The 18584-nt window shown below is 42.1% G+C and carries 17 protein-coding genes; 5 read left to right on the top strand and 12 right to left on the bottom strand.

What is annotated here, in order from left to right:
- Positions 1-17: 17 nt before the first annotated feature.
- The 3 genes from WN56_RS13005 to WN56_RS12995 form a co-directional block, all read right to left on the bottom strand.
- The gene (locus WN56_RS13005; protein ID WP_046075406.1) at positions 18-2168 is read right to left on the bottom strand and encodes a polysaccharide biosynthesis tyrosine autokinase; all 2151 of its coding nucleotides are present in this window, start codon (positions 2166-2168) and stop codon (positions 18-20) included.
- 70 nt (positions 2169-2238) lie between these two features.
- A complete protein-coding gene (locus WN56_RS13000) occupies positions 2239-2673 on the bottom strand; it encodes a hypothetical protein (protein ID WP_046075405.1) in 435 nt (144 codons plus the stop codon).
- An 11-nt stretch (positions 2674-2684) separates the two neighbouring features.
- Positions 2685-3836, bottom strand: a complete 1152-nt coding sequence (locus WN56_RS12995) for a polysaccharide export protein (protein WP_369795709.1) — start codon at positions 3834-3836, stop codon at positions 2685-2687.
- A gap of 399 nt (positions 3837-4235) precedes the next feature.
- Between WN56_RS12995 and WN56_RS12990 the strand changes: the two genes are divergently transcribed.
- The 5 genes from WN56_RS12990 (at position 4236) to wecA (ending at position 9633) form a co-directional block, all read left to right on the top strand.
- Positions 4236-4583 (top strand): hypothetical protein, encoded by a 348-nt coding sequence (locus tag WN56_RS12990; protein ID WP_046075403.1) that lies wholly within the window; start codon positions 4236-4238, stop codon positions 4581-4583.
- Positions 4584-4625: 42 nt separating this feature from the next.
- Positions 4626-5333, top strand: coding sequence for a YjbF family lipoprotein (locus tag WN56_RS12985; RefSeq protein ID WP_156146679.1), 708 nt, complete (start codon positions 4626-4628; stop codon positions 5331-5333).
- A gap of 1 nt (position 5334) precedes the next feature.
- Positions 5335-6156 carry a capsule biosynthesis GfcC family protein gene (locus tag WN56_RS16585; RefSeq protein WP_052708087.1) on the top strand — a complete coding sequence of 274 codons (822 nt, stop codon included), beginning with the start codon at positions 5335-5337 and terminating at the stop codon, positions 6154-6156.
- Complete coding sequence (locus WN56_RS12975) at positions 6153-8321, top strand: YjbH domain-containing protein (RefSeq protein WP_046075401.1); 2169 nt, start codon at positions 6153-6155, stop codon at positions 8319-8321. Before WN56_RS16585 ends, WN56_RS12975 begins: the two co-directional genes overlap by 4 nt.
- A 211-nt stretch (positions 8322-8532) precedes the next feature.
- Positions 8533-9633: a UDP-N-acetylglucosamine--undecaprenyl-phosphate N-acetylglucosaminephosphotransferase gene (gene wecA / locus WN56_RS12970; RefSeq protein ID WP_046075400.1), complete on the top strand. Its 1101-nt coding sequence runs from the start codon at positions 8533-8535 to the stop codon at positions 9631-9633.
- An 84-nt stretch (positions 9634-9717) separates the two neighbouring features.
- Here the strand turns inward: wecA and WN56_RS12965 are convergent, their stop codons facing one another.
- From WN56_RS12965 to WN56_RS12925, 9 genes are all read right to left on the bottom strand, one after another.
- Positions 9718-10725 (bottom strand): NAD-dependent epimerase, encoded by a 1008-nt coding sequence (locus WN56_RS12965; RefSeq protein WP_046075399.1) that lies wholly within the window; start codon positions 10723-10725, stop codon positions 9718-9720.
- Positions 10726-11164: 439 nt separating this feature from the next.
- A complete protein-coding gene (locus WN56_RS17220) occupies positions 11165-11446 on the bottom strand; it encodes a transposase (protein ID WP_052708086.1) in 282 nt (93 codons plus the stop codon).
- 329 nt (positions 11447-11775) lie between these two features.
- Positions 11776-12588 carry a glycosyltransferase gene (locus tag WN56_RS12955; protein ID WP_046075398.1) on the bottom strand — a complete coding sequence of 271 codons (813 nt, stop codon included), beginning with the start codon at positions 12586-12588 and terminating at the stop codon, positions 11776-11778.
- A 9-nt stretch (positions 12589-12597) separates the two neighbouring features.
- Complete coding sequence (locus tag WN56_RS12950) at positions 12598-13494, bottom strand: glycosyltransferase family A protein (RefSeq protein WP_046075397.1); 897 nt, start codon at positions 13492-13494, stop codon at positions 12598-12600.
- Positions 13491-14207 (bottom strand): O-antigen ligase, encoded by a 717-nt coding sequence (locus WN56_RS17100; RefSeq protein WP_231637450.1) that lies wholly within the window; start codon positions 14205-14207, stop codon positions 13491-13493. Before WN56_RS17100 ends, WN56_RS12950 begins: the two co-directional genes overlap by 4 nt.
- A gap of 439 nt (positions 14208-14646) precedes the next feature.
- Entirely contained in the window at positions 14647-15759 is a 1113-nt protein-coding gene (locus tag WN56_RS12940) for a glycosyltransferase family 4 protein (RefSeq protein WP_046075395.1), read from the bottom strand.
- Positions 15756-16778: a polysaccharide pyruvyl transferase family protein gene (locus WN56_RS12935; RefSeq protein WP_046075394.1), complete on the bottom strand. Its 1023-nt coding sequence runs from the start codon at positions 16776-16778 to the stop codon at positions 15756-15758. The genes WN56_RS12940 and WN56_RS12935 overlap by 4 nt, the downstream gene beginning before the upstream one ends.
- A gap of 11 nt (positions 16779-16789) precedes the next feature.
- The gene (locus tag WN56_RS12930; RefSeq protein WP_052708085.1) at positions 16790-17332 is read right to left on the bottom strand and encodes an acyltransferase; all 543 of its coding nucleotides are present in this window, start codon (positions 17330-17332) and stop codon (positions 16790-16792) included.
- Positions 17325-18557 (bottom strand): lipopolysaccharide biosynthesis protein, encoded by a 1233-nt coding sequence (locus tag WN56_RS12925; RefSeq protein ID WP_046075392.1) that lies wholly within the window; start codon positions 18555-18557, stop codon positions 17325-17327. The genes WN56_RS12930 and WN56_RS12925 overlap by 8 nt, the downstream gene beginning before the upstream one ends.
- Positions 18558-18584: the final 27 nt, after the last annotated feature.

Here is an 18584-nt window from a genome sequence, read left to right as displayed (position 1 = left end):
TCAATCAAAAGTGCTACTTACTGGTAGCTATAGTTATAGTAACCGTAATTGCCACCATAGGTACTGGCGGCTTTACGCACCACCCCATTGAGGACAAAACCTTTCACGTTGACACCCGCTTGCTCAAAGCGCTGTTTAGTGACTTCAATTTCTTTGATCGGGTTCACACTAAAGCGACCGACTAGCAATGTAGTGCCAGCATGGGCACCCACAATCGCCGCATCTGTCACCGCTAGGACTGGCGGCGTATCGATAATCACAATGTCGTAGTGCGCACTAGCCCAATCTAGCAGTTGATTAAACCGTGGGTGCATCAATAATTCAGATGGGTTGGGAGGTACTTGGCCACGCGTCATCACATCCAAGTTTTCCAGAACATTCTTTTGCACCACAGCGTCCGTATCGCGTTTCCCCGCTAAGTAGTCGGACAACCCATTGTCTGCTTTCATACTAAACTGCTGATGCAAAAAGCCTTTCCGCATATCCGCATCAATGACCAGCACTCGTTGTCCACTTTTCGACAAGACACCCGCCATGTTGGCAGAGACAAATGACTTACCGATACCAGGGCTCGGGCCAGAGAACATCAGGACATTGTTGGACGCTTCCATCATCGCAAAGTGCAAACTAGTACGTAAACCACGTAATGCCTCTATCGATAGATCAGCTGGGTTCGCTGAAGCAAGCAAGCTGTCGCTGGCTGAATGTAATGCCTTTTTTTGACGCTTTTTCTCAATCTCCTGCTGGGTTTCTGACAGCGGTACACTGGCATAGACAGGCAGGCCAATGGCTTCAATATCGTCTGGGTTTTCAACGCCACGGTGGAATGCCGCCTTGAGAAGCACCACACCGACACCGATCATACCGCCGAGCAAGGTGGCAATCACAGCAATAAGCGGTTTTTTCGGTTTAACCGGCAACTCGAACGTTTGCGCATCATCGATAATACGCACGTTGCCAACTGTGCTTGCTTTCATAATGTTGAGCTCTTGCACCTTATTCAAAAGCTGCACATAAATGGCTTGGTTGACCTCAACATCACGCCTCAATCGCAATACCTCACGCTGCGTTTTTGGCAGTTTTTGCGTTTGCTGCTCAACCCGCTTTTTTTCACCAAGCAAGGTTTGTCGTTTATCGAGTAATGCCAAATAAGCAGGGTGCTCTTTGGTGAATTTCTGTGCTAATTCACTCTCTTTGAAGGTTAACTCGTTGAGCTGTTTTTCTACCGATAACATGGTATCGAGTGAGGCCTTCGCTTCCATCGACAAGTCGACCGAGTCGTTCTCTTGACGGAACTTGTTGAGCTTATTCTCTGCCGCGGTCAATTCAGCTTTTACGCCAGGCAAATGCCCTTTCAAGAACTCAAGACTCTTTTCGGCTTCAGCCGCGTCACGCTTGACGTTTTGCATAAAGTAGTTCTGCGCGATATCACTGAGAACGTTCTCAATCAGTACTTTATCTTCACCCTGATATGAAAGTGAGAGAATACCGGTTTGTTTACCACGCTCGCTCACCGACAGTTCATCTTGAATAGCCTTTATCGCGCGTAAACGGCTTATTTTCGATATCGTGAAAGACTCACCCTCATCGGCTTTTAGCTCGCTAATAAATAGATGAAATGCCTCATTGATCGCGGCTTCGCCCACCTTACCTTGAAGCACAAGATCATCCTCGCTGTTATATAGAGAATACTGTTCACGTGCGTCTACGGTTAAACGAAACGGTTGCCGTTCATAGTCTTGCGGAATATCAAAACGACTAATCGCAATCTGATTTTGGTTTCCTGTTAATCGCGCTAAACCCTTACCAACGACAGGGAAGTAGTCAGGTGATGCGACCGTGGTAAGGTTGTACTTATCGACAGTTTGCCCCAGCACCATACGTGAGCGAATTAGCTCGATTTCGGTACTGGCGGAGCTCTCACTCGCGAATAGCTCGCTCGCTCCCTCACCAAGTAGCGAAGACATGCCGCCTTCTTTTTGCTCTACTTGTATGAGCGCATCCGCTTTATAAACCGGAGTGGCAAGAATCGCGAACGCAACCCCTGCAACCGCAAATAAAAAGGTGCAAGCAACAATTATCCATTTGCCATCAATCAAATGGCCAAGCAGTTTGCTAAGATCTATTTCATCGTCTGATGAAGATGTATTTTTTATATTTTGGTTCATTTTATGCTCTTGGGTCCTCTAAGGCACACACTTTCTCGTCATGACCACTGCATCAACGCAAAGGGCCCGGTTAACGAAGTACATCACACCATTTGTGCGCAGCTTGGGCGATTAAGTCGTACGCATAATCAAACGCCTCATCACTCTGACGATAAGGATCTGGAATATCTTTGCTTTGCGCAAGGTAGTGCCCAAATAGCATCGTCTTTCCTCGCGCTTCGGGGGCAATACGGCACACGTCTTCTTTGTGCTTGGATTCCATCACCAAAATCAAATCATATTCATGACACATCGATGCGGTAAGTTGTCGCGCTTCGTGCCCCCCAAGGTCTACACCATACTTGGCGGCAATTCGAGATGCCTGTTCGTTGGCCGGCTTGCCAACCAAGGCACCCACGCCCGCAGAATCAATGGTTTTCGCCGGTAAGCGTTCACGCAACAGCCGCTCCCCAGTTGGAGAGCGACAGATGTTACCCACACACACGACAAGAATTTTATTAAACATGACTTACTCGCTTATCGTGGCCAGTTTTCAACACGAAGCGCACCTTCTGTCAATTCATTAAAGCCAGAGATAGTTGGCAGTAGTGAACGGATGACACGGTTCCAGCGCGCAATAGGAGCGGCTGTCACATAGACCACATCATACGGTTGCAAATCAAACTCTGTACCAACAGCCAAAGCTGTCGCGTCTTTCACATTCAATTGGAACACGTCGGCAACAGGTTCAGACTTTTCATAGCGCGGACTATTTGGCGTATTACGTGCGGTGCTGCGAATCACAAAAATACCCGTTGCGTCTGCTTCTAGCTCATCAATCCCTCCAACGGAGGTTAGCGCTTCAGTTAAGCTCATACCGATACGATCAATCTTCAACATTTTCGGATCGTTCACTTCACCGAGTACAAAGACTTTTTGACCATCATTGCGCGGAACATGCAGAATATCGCCATCTTTCAACAAGCGGTTTTCGGTAAGGTCGCCTTTTTGCATCAGTGCATACAAAGACACGCTTTCTTCTTCACCACGCTTGGTGAGCGTCACGTTGCGCCAATCAGCAAACTCCGTGATACCACCTGCGCGGTTAACCGCATCTAAAATCGTCGTTGGGATATTAGTAATAGGCTGGTAACCTGGCTTTTTCACTTCGCCAGTAATGTAAGATTTTTGCGAGCGAAATGCTGCTACGTTGACATCAACTTGTGGTTTCTCAATATACGTCTTGAGACGTTGAGCAATGTCATCGCGCACTTCCTGTACTGTTTTTCCCGCAACGTTTACTTGCCCGATGTACGGATAAAAAATGGTTCCGTCAGCGTGAACCCAATTCCCTGCCTCGGCAGAGCTACGATAAGAGCCTGCAGGGATGGTGAGCTCTGGGTGATCCCAAATGGTGACATTCAACACATCCCCAGGCCCGATACGATATTCGTAGTTCTGGATCTGTGAATCCAGTTCAGGATTGACCTGTGCAAGCGCCCGCGCCCGTCGATTATTCAACTGCTTGATGTAAGAGGGGGTTAAAGGGTGGATATTTACCTGAGTAGATAAATCCTCAGCGGGCTGACCCACGATATTTTTATCGCTCGGATCAAAATGAGAACCCGGCATCGTACATCCTGCCAGAGCCAGCGAGCTCATAGCGACAAAACAAATAGGTTTTAGCACAACGTCATCCTAATTCTTGTTGTTTATTCCGCTGAAATGTATTTAATTCAGAAGCTTATCTATATTCCAGTCTCGGACGGGAAGCGATTCAGCCCTATTCTCCACACTCAAACCCGAGCAAATCTTAGCCAGAATTTTTGACAATAGAGCACACCGAGCCCACACCCAGCAAACTTCAGATTGCGGATAATACAGACATTAGTGAATGAAATAAACCCCACTTGATGCCACTCGCCATTGGCACTGTCCTATATAATATTGCTGTAACTTAGCGATATTTATGGCAGAATACGCCACAAGACATAGACTTTGCATTTACAAGCAGCAGCTAAATCGTTAGGTTAGTGTCCTGTCTGCTTTAGTAGACGTTGTTTAAGCAAATCACCCATGGAGAGATTTATGAAAAAAGTAGCAACAGGCATTATTGCCATGCTGTTCGCTGCAAGCGCCATGGCTGCCGGTGAAGCGTCAAGCTCAGCCGCAGCGGGTAGCAGCAGTGCAAGCGCAAGTGGCGCAGCCACGTCAGCAAGCGCGGGTGCAGCAGGTACAAGTGCTGGTGCCGCAGGCGCTGCAGGAGCAGGCGCAGCGGGTGCTGCAGGTGCAGGTTCAGCTGCATTTGGCGGTTTAGGTATTGGTGCAGTCGCAGCCGGTACGGCGGCAGTTGCCGCTGTTGGCTCAGTAGTTGCAGCGGCTGGCGACAGCGGTACCACTGGCACTACTGGCACCACAACGACTGTTTCTCAGTAAGCGTGATGTATAATCAAACAGCCGCTTTCGGGCGGCTGTTTTTTGCTTAAATTTCGATGTATCGGCCTACATGACATACTTCAAGCCTCTATTTCCCATCATATTTTTTTTATGCTCAGTGGCTGCACACAGCAAGCGAGCAACTTAGCTGACACTTATAGTCTGCTTTACAAAGGTTTTCCTGACGCCAGCTATAGCAATGAAGAGATTCAAGCGCTCCCTTATGCCAGTATTTACGCTCGGCTTGGTGACGGTCCTCGCGGCTTCTTAGTACTTGCTTATGCTGAGCCCTACGCGCACAATCAAACATCGTTAAAGTGGATGTCTGCCGATAACGAAGTCATTGAAACTGCGTCAGGGCGGGTCATCAAGACCCTAAAACTACCCGGCACCAATTTAGCGAAACTTGACAGCGACACGCCCGATCCACTTTCACTTGGACTTCTTAATCCAAGCACCCCCAAAACCTGGCAGTTTCGCATCGATTTTATGCCTGGTTACCACTTTGGCTACCCTGCGACTAGCGTTTTTGAAAATAAAGGCAACGCAAAAGTGACCATAAACGGTGTGGCTCGTTCCGCTGTATATACCGAAGAAACCGTGTCCATCAGTAGCCTTCATAAAAGCTATACCAACCAATACTGGCTCGACCCCTCTTCTGGCAAGGTACTCAAAACCGTTCAATACCCAGCTCCCAATATGGACGCAGTAAGCGTAACTTTCCTAAAAGCGTATCAGGGGGCGCAATAATATGACGAATCAGTCAATGGCATTAGACTTTTTTAAAACCTCGTCTCTCCCCATAATGCGTCGTCTTTTTAATCTACTGATCTCAAGCAGCATGGTCGTCGGGTTAATTTTGTCACCGCAGGCAACCGCACAGCCCGCTCCACTACAACATCAAATGACCATAGAGGGCGAGACCATCGATTATGACGCCCCGCCACGCTTGAGTGACGCGGTGATGGATGGGCTAAAGCTCACAGAGAAAAATATCGTAGATATTTACTGGCCAGGGGCTGGCTTATATGACATTACCCTACCCAGCCGCCTCGCACTAACAGCGATGGCAGCCGCTGAAAACCAGATCACCATACAAACGGGCAAGCCTCAACAACGCTGGCGCCGACTGGTTCGTACACTTAAAACCTTTACTGTCGAGCGTCGAGCAAAAGTCTCTCTAGACCCAGATCTTACCCGGATTGATATCAGCAAAAACCCGCGTTTAGATGGCGAGTGGCGACTCGTATTTCCTCAGCGTCCCGATCATGTATGGGTGTTGGGTAACGTCGCGGCTCCCGGTCAATATTCATGGCAAGTGAGGCAAGGGGCGGCTGATTACCTTGACCAGGCGAAGGCCAATACACTGGGCAAATCTTACGCTTGGGTCGTACAGCCTGATGGCGCGATTGAAAAACATGCTATCGCGTATTGGAACGCATCACACCAAGATATTGCGCCGGGTGCGGTTATCTACCTGCCCCTGCCGGTAAAAGGACTGGCGTCCTATCCTGACACGATTGATGCCAATCAACTTGTTCTCGACTATCTCAGTAACAGGCTTCCAGAATGAAAACCGCTGTATTTACCCATTCTGCTCTTGCAGCCGCATTGTTCTGTGCGTATTCCGCACATGCAGACAGTTTTTCGTACCCAAGTCTTGTGTATTCGCAAACAGATTTTGGCGGTGTCGGCTTGATGCAAATGCCGTCGGCACGTACAGCGCCTGAAGGCGGGTTTAGCTTGGGCTCAACCTATAACGAAGATTACTTGCATTATCATGCCTCACTGCAACTATTCCCCTGGCTAGAAACGACGATTCGTTATACCCAAGTACACGATGTACTATATAGTCAAAACCCTGACTTTAGTGATGATAACAGTTACACCGATAAGAGCATTGACGCCAAACTGACACTCCTCAATGAGAGCTACTGGCTCCCTGAACTCGCGATCGGCGTACGTGATTTAGGCGGGACAGGGTTATTTGATGGTGAATACGTAGTGGGCTCTAAACGTGCCGGCCCCTTCGATTTCACTCTTGGTGTGGGTTGGGGCTATTTAGGTAACCGTGCTAACTTGCGCGGAAATAAGACGCTAGGTAGCGATTGCGACCGAAATACCGGATACAAAGGTAATGGCGGCAATGTCGATCTGGATCGTATGTTCACAGGCTGTGTGGCACTGTTTGGCGGCGTAGAATATCAAACCCCGTTCTCCCCTTTGTCGTTAAAGCTCGAGTATGATGGAAACGACTACCGCTCTGATTTCCCAACATCCAGCCAAGGTGTGCCCCTACCTGCAGATTCTCCCTGGAATCTCGGTTTAGTTTACCAACTTGCCCCTTGGGCGGATGTGCGTCTGAGCTATGAACGTGGCAACACGTTTACTGCTGGTCTTACGCTTGTAAACAACTTTAGTGACGCGGATCCATTTTGGCTTGATGATCCTATCGCAGCCTACCGTCCACAAGCATCCACCGACAGCTTAACCAAAGCGGAATGGCAACAGCTGAGTCAACAGCTTGCGCAAAATGCGGGGTATAGCGACAATCGCGTTTATTATGATGGCGACCAACTTACCGTCACCGGTGAACAAAACAAATACCGTGATCGAAGCCAAGCGCACGAACGCGCAGCTCGCTTAATCGCCAATACCGGTATAGAGGCCAAGCGCTACAAGCTGATTGAAACCAAAAACCGGCAACCGATGACTGAAACTATCATCGACGCCAACCGTTATACCCAGATAGCCAACAATGATTACGTCGGTGCTGATATTAGTGATGCGACTGGTACGATCGCCTCGCGCTCTCCACGAGGAACATTGATGGGCAATAACGATGACGATTTCCGCGCCGGGCTCGCACCCAAGTTGCGTCAATCGATTGGTGGTGCCGAAGATTTCTATCTCTATGCCATCGGTGTACTCGGAACCGCTGAATGGTTCATGAATGATCACCTCGTCGCCTCCGGTGAGGTGTATGCCAACTTATTTGATAACTACGACAAATTTAATTACACCGTGCCACCTGACGGCACTGATCTTAAGCGAGTGCGCACACTCACGCGCCAGTATATTGATGAGCGCTACCGCGTGACCAACTTGCAGCTCACTTACTTTGATAAGTTTGGCTCAAATTGGTATACCCAAGCCTACGGAGGGTACCTTGAAGACATGTTTGCTGGCGTTGGCGGTGAAGTGCTGTACCGGCCCTATAATAGTGACTTCGCATTAGGTGTCGACATTAACTACGTGAAACAGCGTGATCCAAGCTCCGTGCTTGGCTTATTCCGCCAAGAGCGCCAGTACAGTGACGAAGACCAGCGCTATTACCGCGTTCAAACCGGCACCACCACTGGCCATGCGACCTTATATTGGCGCGAGCCGCTGGGCCTTTTCGAAGGAACAATGGCGAAGATCAGCGCTGGACGCTACCTTACTGATGATGTGGGTGTCACCATTGATGCCTCAAAACAGTTCGATAGCGGTATCACGGCTGGCGTGTTCGCCACTAAAACCGATCTCTCCGCAGAAGAATTTGGCGAAGGAAGCTTTACCAAAGGCTTCTATATCTCGATTCCCTTTGACTTACTGTCGGTGAAACCAAACACCAGCCGTGCCACCATTTCCTGGTTACCGCTGCAACGTGATGGCGGACAAAAGCTAGGCAAGAAATACTCTCTCTATGGCATGACAGACGCACGATCACCCTGGAGCACTCGCCCCATTCAATAATAAAAAAGACCCACTTTAAATGTGGGTCTTTTATTATTACATTGCTCATTAGTGTTTTATTTATGAGACATTTTCACTCTTTTCATATTAATTAGCGAACATGCTGCAATCGACTGCCTACTTTCCTATCAACATCCGCTTAAAAAGAACACTATACACCCTGCCCAGCTTTATTTATATCGCTGAGTGGTGTAACATCTCGCCATAAATTATAAAGGAGAAACATTGTGTTTTTTCTGCATCGGACTTGATAGCGCTTTTTGCGCTATCAACGTGTGTGCTCTTTTTAATGCGTAGGTTCGCTAGGATTGTTGGATTAGTCGATAAACCCAATGCACGTAAGTTACATTCGGGCTCGGTTCCACTGGTGGGTGGCATTTCGATTTGTATCTCATTGTTGTTCTTTCTCTGGAACAATGCAGATCTTATTCCGCATACAGATTTGTACAGTGTTAGCATTCTCGTGCTTGTAATCATTGGTGCCCTTGATGACAAATTTGATATTAGTTACAAGATCCGCTTTTTAATCCAAGCGCTACTATCAATTGCAATGATCGAGGTCGGCAATATTGAGCTCAGCACGATAGGCAATATATTAGGCACAGGTGATATAGATTTAGGAATTGCTGGCTATGTTATCACTATTCTTGCTGTAGTTGGTGCCATTAATGCGTTTAATATGGTCGATGGTATTGACGGGTTGTTAGGCGGTCTATCCGTCGTTACATTTGCCGGTGTCGCCTTCATGATGACAACGGTGAATCACTATGACCTGGCCTACTTATCGACAGCGATGATTGTCATTATGGCACCCTATATTTTGTTTAACCTCGGATTACTAGGTCGCAAGCGGAAAGTCTTTATGGGAGATGCAGGTAGCATGGTGATCGGTTTTACCATCGTTTGGTTCTTGCTACTATCCAGTCAAACCGGTCAACAGGCTTCTATTCGACCCGTCACCTGCTTGTGGCTTATCGCGATTCCGTTGATGGATATGGCCGCGATTATGTTCCGCCGTGTGCGCCGGGGTCACTCCCCATTTAGACCCGATCGTGAACATCTACATCATATTTTCCAACGCCTTGGCCTTAGTTCGACTCAAACACTATTGGTAATTTGTAGTGTTGCTGCATTGTTTGCAGGGTTTGGTATTTACGGTGAGTTAACTGGGATCAATGAGAGCATTATGTTTATCAGTTTTATATTTTGCTTTGCAATCTATGCCGCTTTGCTCAGCTATGTTTGGCGTATTACTCGCTTTATCCGCTCATGGCGGAAGCAAGATAAACCAGAACATGCGCTTAATGGTTAATCCGCACTGAAGCTCAACGCAACGATCAGACAATAAAAAAGCCCGCATTTGCGGGCTTTTTTATTGGAAGGTTTAACAGCTTAATCAATTCGATTGATAGAACGCCTTATACCACTCTACCAATTCAGTTACACCCTGCTCGAGCGAGACTTGCGGTTTATACCGTGTCGCTTTGAATAAGTCTTGTGTATCCGCGTAAGTTTGATAAACATCACCAGGCTGCATTTGACGGAAGTTCTTTTTCGCCTCAATGCCAATAGTACGCTCAATGCATTGAACAAATTCCATTAAATTCACCGGCGAGCCATGTCCGATATTATAGACGGCATAAGGCGCAGAGCTAGAAGCTGGCGTGCCTGCTTCAACGGTCCAATCATTGTTGCGTGATGGAATAACATCCGCAATACGCACCACGCCTTCAACAATATCGTCTACGTGAGTGAAGTCGCGCCACATATCACCATTGTTATTAATATCAATGGTTTCACCTTTTAAAATCTTATCGGTAAAAATAAACGGCGCCATGTCTGGTCGACCCCATGCGCCGTATACCGTAAAGAAGCGAAGCCCTGTCGTCGGGATATCGTACAAGTGCGAGTAGCTATGGGACATAAGCTCATTCGACTTTTTCGTTGCCGCATACAAAGAGACGGGGTGGTCTACCGAATCTGAGGTTTCAAACGGTACCTTTGCATTTAGACCATAGACTGAGCTCGAAGAAGCGTAAATGAGATGTTTTACCTTCGTTTGACGACAGCCTTCCAACACGTTCAAATGCCCCACTAAGTTGGCATCCGCATAGGCATGGGGATTTTCAATCGAATAACGCACCCCTGCTTGCGCAGCCAAGTGAATCACCCGATCAAATTGATGCGTCTCGAACAACGCTGCCATTTTCTCGCGGTCGGCAATATCAAGTTGTTTAAAAGTAAAATTCGGGTGTTCGATGCGGGCTAGACGCGCATGTTTTAACGATACATCGTAGTAGTCATTCAGGCTATCTACACCAATAACATGATGGCCAGCGGCCAAAAGCTTTTCTGCTGTCGCGCTACCGATAAACCCGGCCGCACCAGTGACAAGATATTTCATTGTCAATTCCTTATGTTTATCTAACCAATTAACTGACGCTATTAGGCTTTTATTTAATCTTGACCCACTTTAATGGACACGCCTATTGTTAAGTACATTGTATTCAAGCGCTATTGCCGACATATAGCTAACACTGCTGTGTAACTATATTCAATTATAAAACTACTGAGTACATTTTCTGAGCTTCTCTGGTAAGTGCCTTAGATTAGCAATAGGTACATCTATCACCTCTAATCAGGTGAACAAATTGATCGCACAACCGCAAGATGAACGCTGTTTCTGTACCGAGCTCATTATCCGCGTCTTAGCCAATTATTAATAGTCACTAAGAGACAAAGACAGATGCCTACACAGCTTCTTTACTAAGTAAACATCACTATATTGCTTTACGAATCGGTAGGCTTGCGCCTTTGTTCTGCTTGAAAGCGTTGCCACTTTTTTAAGGCATCGTTCTCCTCTTCAAGCTCTGTGATCGGTCGCTTGAGTGCCGATAACTCGTCCTTCGCCTTGTCTGGATGCACTTTATTTTTTGGGACTTGACCATACCAAACTCTCTATCTCGATACGCTTTACGCCATTTCGATAGCATGAATGGATGGATATCAAGCGCCTCTGCAACCGACTTCACTGTTCGATGCGTTTCATAGCTCCATTCAACCGCTTTCAGTTTGAAGTCTAGTGAATATTGCGCTGTCTTTTTACCCGTTTTATAGGCTGACATACTGATCTCCTCAGGTCGTCGATGCGTGTCAAGTAAGACAGGCCAAGTCCAATTGAGATATCTACTGCATTCGTGTTTTTATTTATACTCATCTTTCCGTCGAATACATTTTGGATATTTTAGCAACTAGACCATCGATGACATCTTATTGATTTACCCAATTAACATAGGCAATCAGGGAATATCAACGACTAACGCTTTTAATGGAGCTCGGTTAATTATGAAGGTTTCATCCAGAGTCCCCCTAAAGTAATGAGTTAAACTGTTTAGGAAGAAAGAGCGATGTAACCATCTGAGAAGCTTTTTCTATTTACACACAGATCTAGGAGTTATCTAAGATATTTGTAAGATAACTTTAACAAGAACGGGGGCATTAAATGGAAAAATATCCTGGATGAAATCAAAAATACATTCTTTGCAGATACTCGTTTAAGCTTAATCATATATTTAAATCTTAATTTAGTCTCGCTAATAGATTTACCTATACCTTTTCTCCTCATTACCGTATCCTCTTCCATTCTAAAGTCCAAAAGAACCAAATCTAGATTAGAAAATATCTTCCCCCTTTCCAAACAGCAGAGCCAAAATGCCATATCTTCAGTCAAATGTGTATCTACCGGATACCTTAAACCATCATCAAAAACGGATCGTCTAAACATCACAGTAGGATGTATAAACGGACATCGACTAATACTGAAGTCATATAACTCAGTATGTGATGTGGGTAGCGACTTTACACTCTTAGCGTAAGAAGAGCCGAACTCACGACAAAAGCAACCGCAAATATCTACATCTGTATTACTTTCTAGAAAGTTGATTTGTTTTTCTAAACGCAAAGGATATGATAAGTCATCGCTATCCATTCTGGCAATAAATTCAAATCCTTTATTTAAAACAACGTCGATTAGCTGATTGAGAGCAAATGCAAGGCCTCTATTCTCATCTGAGCCCAATATGGTGACATTAGATTTAATTGACAACGCGTTCATCTCTCTCATTAGAGTGGCTGGTAGAGCTCCATCCCTATAAATGAACAAGTGACAAGGTGCACTTTGATTTAAAATACTAGAAACTGCTTGTTTGAAAAAATCTACTCGATCACTCTTATAAACACTCATTATTACAGCAATTTTTTTCGACATACCACTTACCTAGACAAAGGACTTAAAAGATCGTAGAAAAGTTGTAGGCATCACCAATAAACCAAGAGCTTTTAAGCTAAATGATTCTTTCAAGGACATTAGCGAATATAGCGATTTTATTCCAAAGCTGTCGGCACCGGCTATAGCTACTCTAAGGTACAAGTTTGCCCTAAATTCTCTTAAGCATTTGTTTTGTATACCAAGATACTTATATTTATTGATCAGGTATTCACTTGCTTGCAAATACTTATTATAGTTTTTACTAACTTGATTTGAGGTACCGCTATGAATGGTATAGTTTATGCCTATGTGGCAGTCATGCTTTATCTTAGTCACTTGAGACATTCTTATCCACATATCATAATCTTGCATGCTAGATAACTGATTATCAAAACCATCCGTCTTATTAAACTCAGCTACTCGAACAGCAACCCGAGATGTAGAACCAATTATGTTACCTTTACTTAATAAGTCATGAGTGTAATTATCAGAGTATTCAACAGGCACCTTAGATGAAACAACCGTATTTAAATCGTCACTAAAAACTGTATTAAACCCAGTGTAAACAAGTCCAATCTCAGAATCAGAAGAAAAAACCTCAAGTCGCCGTTCAAAAGAGTATTTTGTAAACGTATCATCATCATCGATAAAAAAAACAAGCTCTGTTTTAGCTAAAGAAACTCCATAATTTCTACAAAAATTAGCTCCCTTAGATATCTTATTATTTACAGTTTTTATTTTTATGTTGTAGCTATTAAAGACATCATCTGTTAGCCTATCTCCCCCATCATTAATTATTATAACTTCCTCAGGGAGAACAGAGTTTCTATATATAGAATGAACGCATCTAAAAAGAAAATCAGGGCGATTTTTTGTAGTTATAACCACAGAAAAAGTACATCTCATACCGTTTGGCCATCCTCTGTTTTCAACCCAATATTGTATACAAACATAAATAACGGAATCAGAGGAATATATGAGGAGTCTAGCCCCCATGATATATTCCATTGTAAAAAAAGATAAAAACTATAGGCTAGTAACACAACAGACGTATAGCTTTTATAGGTATTGAAAGAACCGTAAAATTTAAATAGAGCGTTTACATACATCTTAATAATAAATATAAATGGCACTAAAAGAAACACGCCTCCATTTATCATAACATCGAGAAAAATGTTATGGGGGTATGTACCGTTAAAATAATCGCCAGCGCTACCTGTGCCATAACCGAATAATGGTTGCTCTTTTATTAATTTTATAGCTTCAGAGTATACGATAACTCTTGGCTCATCCGAAATGTTATCAATCAAACTTTCTATTCGATATAACTGCCTCATGTCAATTTCGGTTATGTACGAAATTGATATAAAAACCATAAGAATAATTGAAGATATAATCAGAAATTTGTACCTGAGCCTCACGTTAGAAAAAAACAGAAGTAAACAAACATGTATTGCAAGCACAAATATCGGCAACAACACAGCACCTCGACTTAATAAAGTGCTCAGAGATAGCAATGAACAGAGTAGAAAAGCTAGTGAAAGCAATATTTTTTTAACTGAACTAATATCATTTAATATGTATAAGAATGAGAATGTTAAAAGGCATCCTATAGGCATCGCTACAGTTAGATATGTTTGACCTAATGATGCACTGTATGTAATACCAATAAAGTACTGCCAGAGTGAAACTATAACACTCCAAACCAGCAATAATTTCGAACAAAAATATATTGATGCTTTATCAAAAGCTATAATTGAAATAGAAACTATCAAACATAAATATAAGAAGTTAAAGAATATCTCATCGACATCTTTTATATTTGGCAAAACAAGTAGCAAAAGACAAAGGGAAAACCAAGCCCATATGATTAGTAAATTTTTTTTATTCCTACTATCTCGACATTTCAATAAAAACCCCAGTATAATGAGACAAGGAGGTAATAAATTCACAATGGCACTTGAATGTACTAGCTTTATTGACGGCGTACATATTGCGACAAAGTAGCCAAAGCCACATAAATATGAAGATAGACTTTGCGTTTTAACTGATAACATTTTAGCTACTACCAAGTTTTAAGTATATATCTCTGTATTTCCTCCCAACACTCTCTATAGAAAATAAAAGCTGTGCGTGTTCTTTTATCCTATTTCTATTATACTTATATTCTACCATCTCATTAATTTTAAGTAGGATATCATTAACATCGCCTGTATTATGAATCTTTCCGTTAAAATCATTTATCATATCAAAAACAACCGGTATATTTGAAGCTAACACCGGAACACCAAGACTTAATGCCTCGATTACGACATTTGGCATTCCTTCGGAATAAGAGGGCAGGCACAACATATCAGACTCTGCTATGATATTTTTTGCATCAGATCTTTCTCCTAGCGCGTGAACTGAACACATTGGATTTTTATTAACCTCATTTATAAGACTATTTAAGTCTTCAATATCACCATAATCAGGGCCAATCAATAATAAAGTGATTTTTTTATTCTTATTATATCTAGCAAGAGCTTTAAGTAAGTCATCAACACCTTTTCTTTTACATAGTGAACCTACAAAAGAGATAACATATGAATCACTATTTTTTTCATCGGGACTAAGTACCGAGAAACCATCTTCATTATCAATAGGTCTAAAGGCATTATTTATTCTTAGGACAGAAGAGTAACGAACGCCAATGCTATTAAGTTCATTTTCAATTTTTGAACTAAGTGCAATGACAATGTCAGCCATCTTCATCGTTTTATAACGTAGTTTCCTGAAAATATTTTTTGACTTATAATTCTCCACTTCATCTTGAGCGACTTTGATTATAACTTTTTTTCCAAGAATTTTTGCCAAAAAGGTCCATATTATAATTTCTGGGCCAGCTTTTATTATATGAACAACATCACACTCAAAGAGTTTCCGAAAGAATTTAAATGGTGATAAGAAAGCAAATGCATAATAGTCCAGCTTTTCTTTTTCTATCGATTTCCGTTTTTTTTTGTGAAACGAAAAGACATTAGATTTAGAGTTGCCTTGATAGCCAGTAATGACGATAATATGAACGTCATTACTGCTTTCAAAATAACTATTTACGGTTTCTAGCTGTTTACCATATCCAGAGAAAGATGGAGGATATACGTAGCAGACTTGTAGAACATTGACATTCATTTTTTCTCCCCAAACTTCTCCTCAATGAACATATTTATTTTTCTAGATTTTTCAAGCATTTTTGAAGGAATGGTGATCGGCTCTGATTCATAACAGTTGCTGACATGAGCATATATGCGAGACGGGTTATGGAAATCCTCAAGAACGACATCGCTTCTATCAAATTCGTCGTACAATCTTTTTACCTTGGCGTGATAGGGTAAAGAACATACTTTTTTATTAAGAGCTGCAGCTACTATACCGACGTGGAGCTTACTTGTAATTACCATATCAAAACTATGAATTTGTGAGACAAACTCATCGATACTCTTATATGTGATATATTTATCGGCAAATAATTCTTTTATATCAGTATATTCATAACAAAGGCGATCATATTCACCAGGATTGTCTTCAATCAGGTAAAAATCATAACTGTTTTTGTTTTCTTTTACATATTTTAATATAGGTTTTATTTGTTCTCTTCCATTCAAAGTTAGGTGTACACCTATTTTATCTACACTGTTGTATACTGGGCCTAATTCATATATATCGTTTATCGACAGGACTAAATCTGACACTTCAATCAGGTTATAATTTTGATTAAGGTTTTTTATGGCTTTTATAGACTCGTTGTCCCTTAGCAGGATATTTTCAGCGCCAGAGCAAACGTGAGAGATGACTTTCCTAGCCACAAAAGAGTTAATTGGTCCAGCACCAACACCAATTATAGAATAAGGGATTTTTTTAATCTTACAATAAGTTGCATATTTAAACAAAGATTTATATCTAGAAATAGCCCATTTAAAGCTATTTCCCGGAGGCTCTGAGAAATAACCACCACCGCAAAACAAAATACAATCAGATTCCGATATTTTAAACTTTTCTTCTTCTAAACCAGCTTCGTTTTTAACGCTATTACTAGCATTAGGCATTATGACTGAATGCCCTAGCATTACTAACTTATCTTTCAAAAGCTTAGCTAACAATACATCGCCGAAATTTGATGTCCAAAGGGCACCAATAATTGCTATCTTCATTAATTATCCTACTAATTTTTCAAATACGAACTTTTAGTCACCAAATCATCAACGTGTCGCTTTTCTCTTTTTTTTACAACTCGTTGTACGCTTCCAACCACTATATCTCCTGGTTCTACGTCTTTTGATATAATAGCACCCATACCAATTACGGCGCCATCACCAATAGTGACTCCCGGGAGTATACTAACATTCATACCTATCCATACGAATTTTCCAATATTTATATCTTTTTTTATATCATTTCTATCATAGGGTAGTAATGTGCCAGATATATTATGATTAACAGTATGTATGGTTACGTTTCTTGATATTCTGGTGTAATCTCCTATTGATATTTTACCACCAGCTCTTATGAAGAAATTTTTTCCTATCGATACGCTATATCCTAGAGAAATAAGCTCAGGGTTATAGATAACTCCTTTCCCTTCCATAAAACAGTTGTCTCGTTTGTTTTTTATACGGGAAAGACATGCCAAACCATAAAATCTATCACATGTCTTTTCTAAACCTAACAAAAACCGAAACACTAAAACAATTAATTTCTTAATCATTGACTTCATTCTTTATCACTCTAAATATAACACATAGAACAAGGAGATAGTAAAACGACGAAGTAGCACTAAAGATAGATACTGTACTCATTGGTGTAAGGTTATTTCTATGACATACAGCAAACAAAGAAACCAGAAGACTAACCCTAACTATATTTAATGCCAAAACGATTTTTTGCTTTTTAAAAATGTTAAATGCATTAAGGATTGGTGAGGATAAAAATTGAAATAACAGCATTACTGACATAACACTTGCCATCTTTCCAGCAGCCATCCAATCTTCACCCAAAAATAGAGTAAAGAGGTACGGTGAGAAACAATACACTAGAACAGTGCAAGGGAATGATAACTTAGCAAGGTTTATTGTTAGACGACGTGTCAATTCATATATTTCATCAGGCTTATTACTACCAATACTGGATACTTTTGAATAATAAACCTTACCAACAGAATTACTTACAAGTGTCACTGGTAGAGTTAATAACATAGTTGCCAAACTTAATTGCCCTACTATATCCTCATCATACATAGCCGAGAATGCTAATATAGGCATTTGAAGAGATAAGACTAGCATTAAATGTGCAGGAAGTCGGTACTTAGCAAAATCAGAGAATATAAACAGAAGTTTTATTATGTTTTTTTTCATTACTTTTGTTTTCTTTCTCCTACCAAAAAAGAAAGGCAAGAAAAAAAACTGTTGTACCATCTGCCCAAGTATTAGTCCAAACGCACTAATTGGCACTAAACTTAGTGAGAGTTTTACGACCCCTCCCCCAATGGACTGTATAACACTAAACTTAGATATAAGTCTATAGCTTTCTTTCCTCGACAGCCAGTATGTGGCAACCTCTAAATAGGATACAAGAAATGCTGAAATTGGTATTAGATATGCGTAATTCCCTAATGGACGTATATACTCCACTCCTAAATTTTTTAGTAGGAAAAGTATAAGAAAAAATACAACACTCACTCCTAGTGAAAGATATAAACACAACCAAAGTATATGGATTGATGTTATGTCTTTTTTAGGTAGTGGGATAGCTACCACATACCTTAAAGTCATAAATGGAACGATTAAGAGTGTTATAGAATTATATAATGATAATACGCCAAACTCCTCTGGAGAGTATAGCCTTGTTAAAATAGGGATAGCAGCTATCCCTATTAGTTTAGATAGGGTTGAACCTAGAATTAATGTCTTAACATTCTTTAAAAATTCATTCACGAGCTGTTTGTCTTTTGTGATAGTTAA

This window comes from Salinivibrio sp. KP-1 (genome assembly GCF_000968645.1).
GTDB classification, from domain to species: Bacteria; Pseudomonadota; Gammaproteobacteria; order Enterobacterales; family Vibrionaceae; genus Salinivibrio; species Salinivibrio siamensis.
The sequence above is the reverse complement of the archived record's forward strand: the minus strand, read 5'-3'. Positions and strand labels throughout refer to the sequence as shown.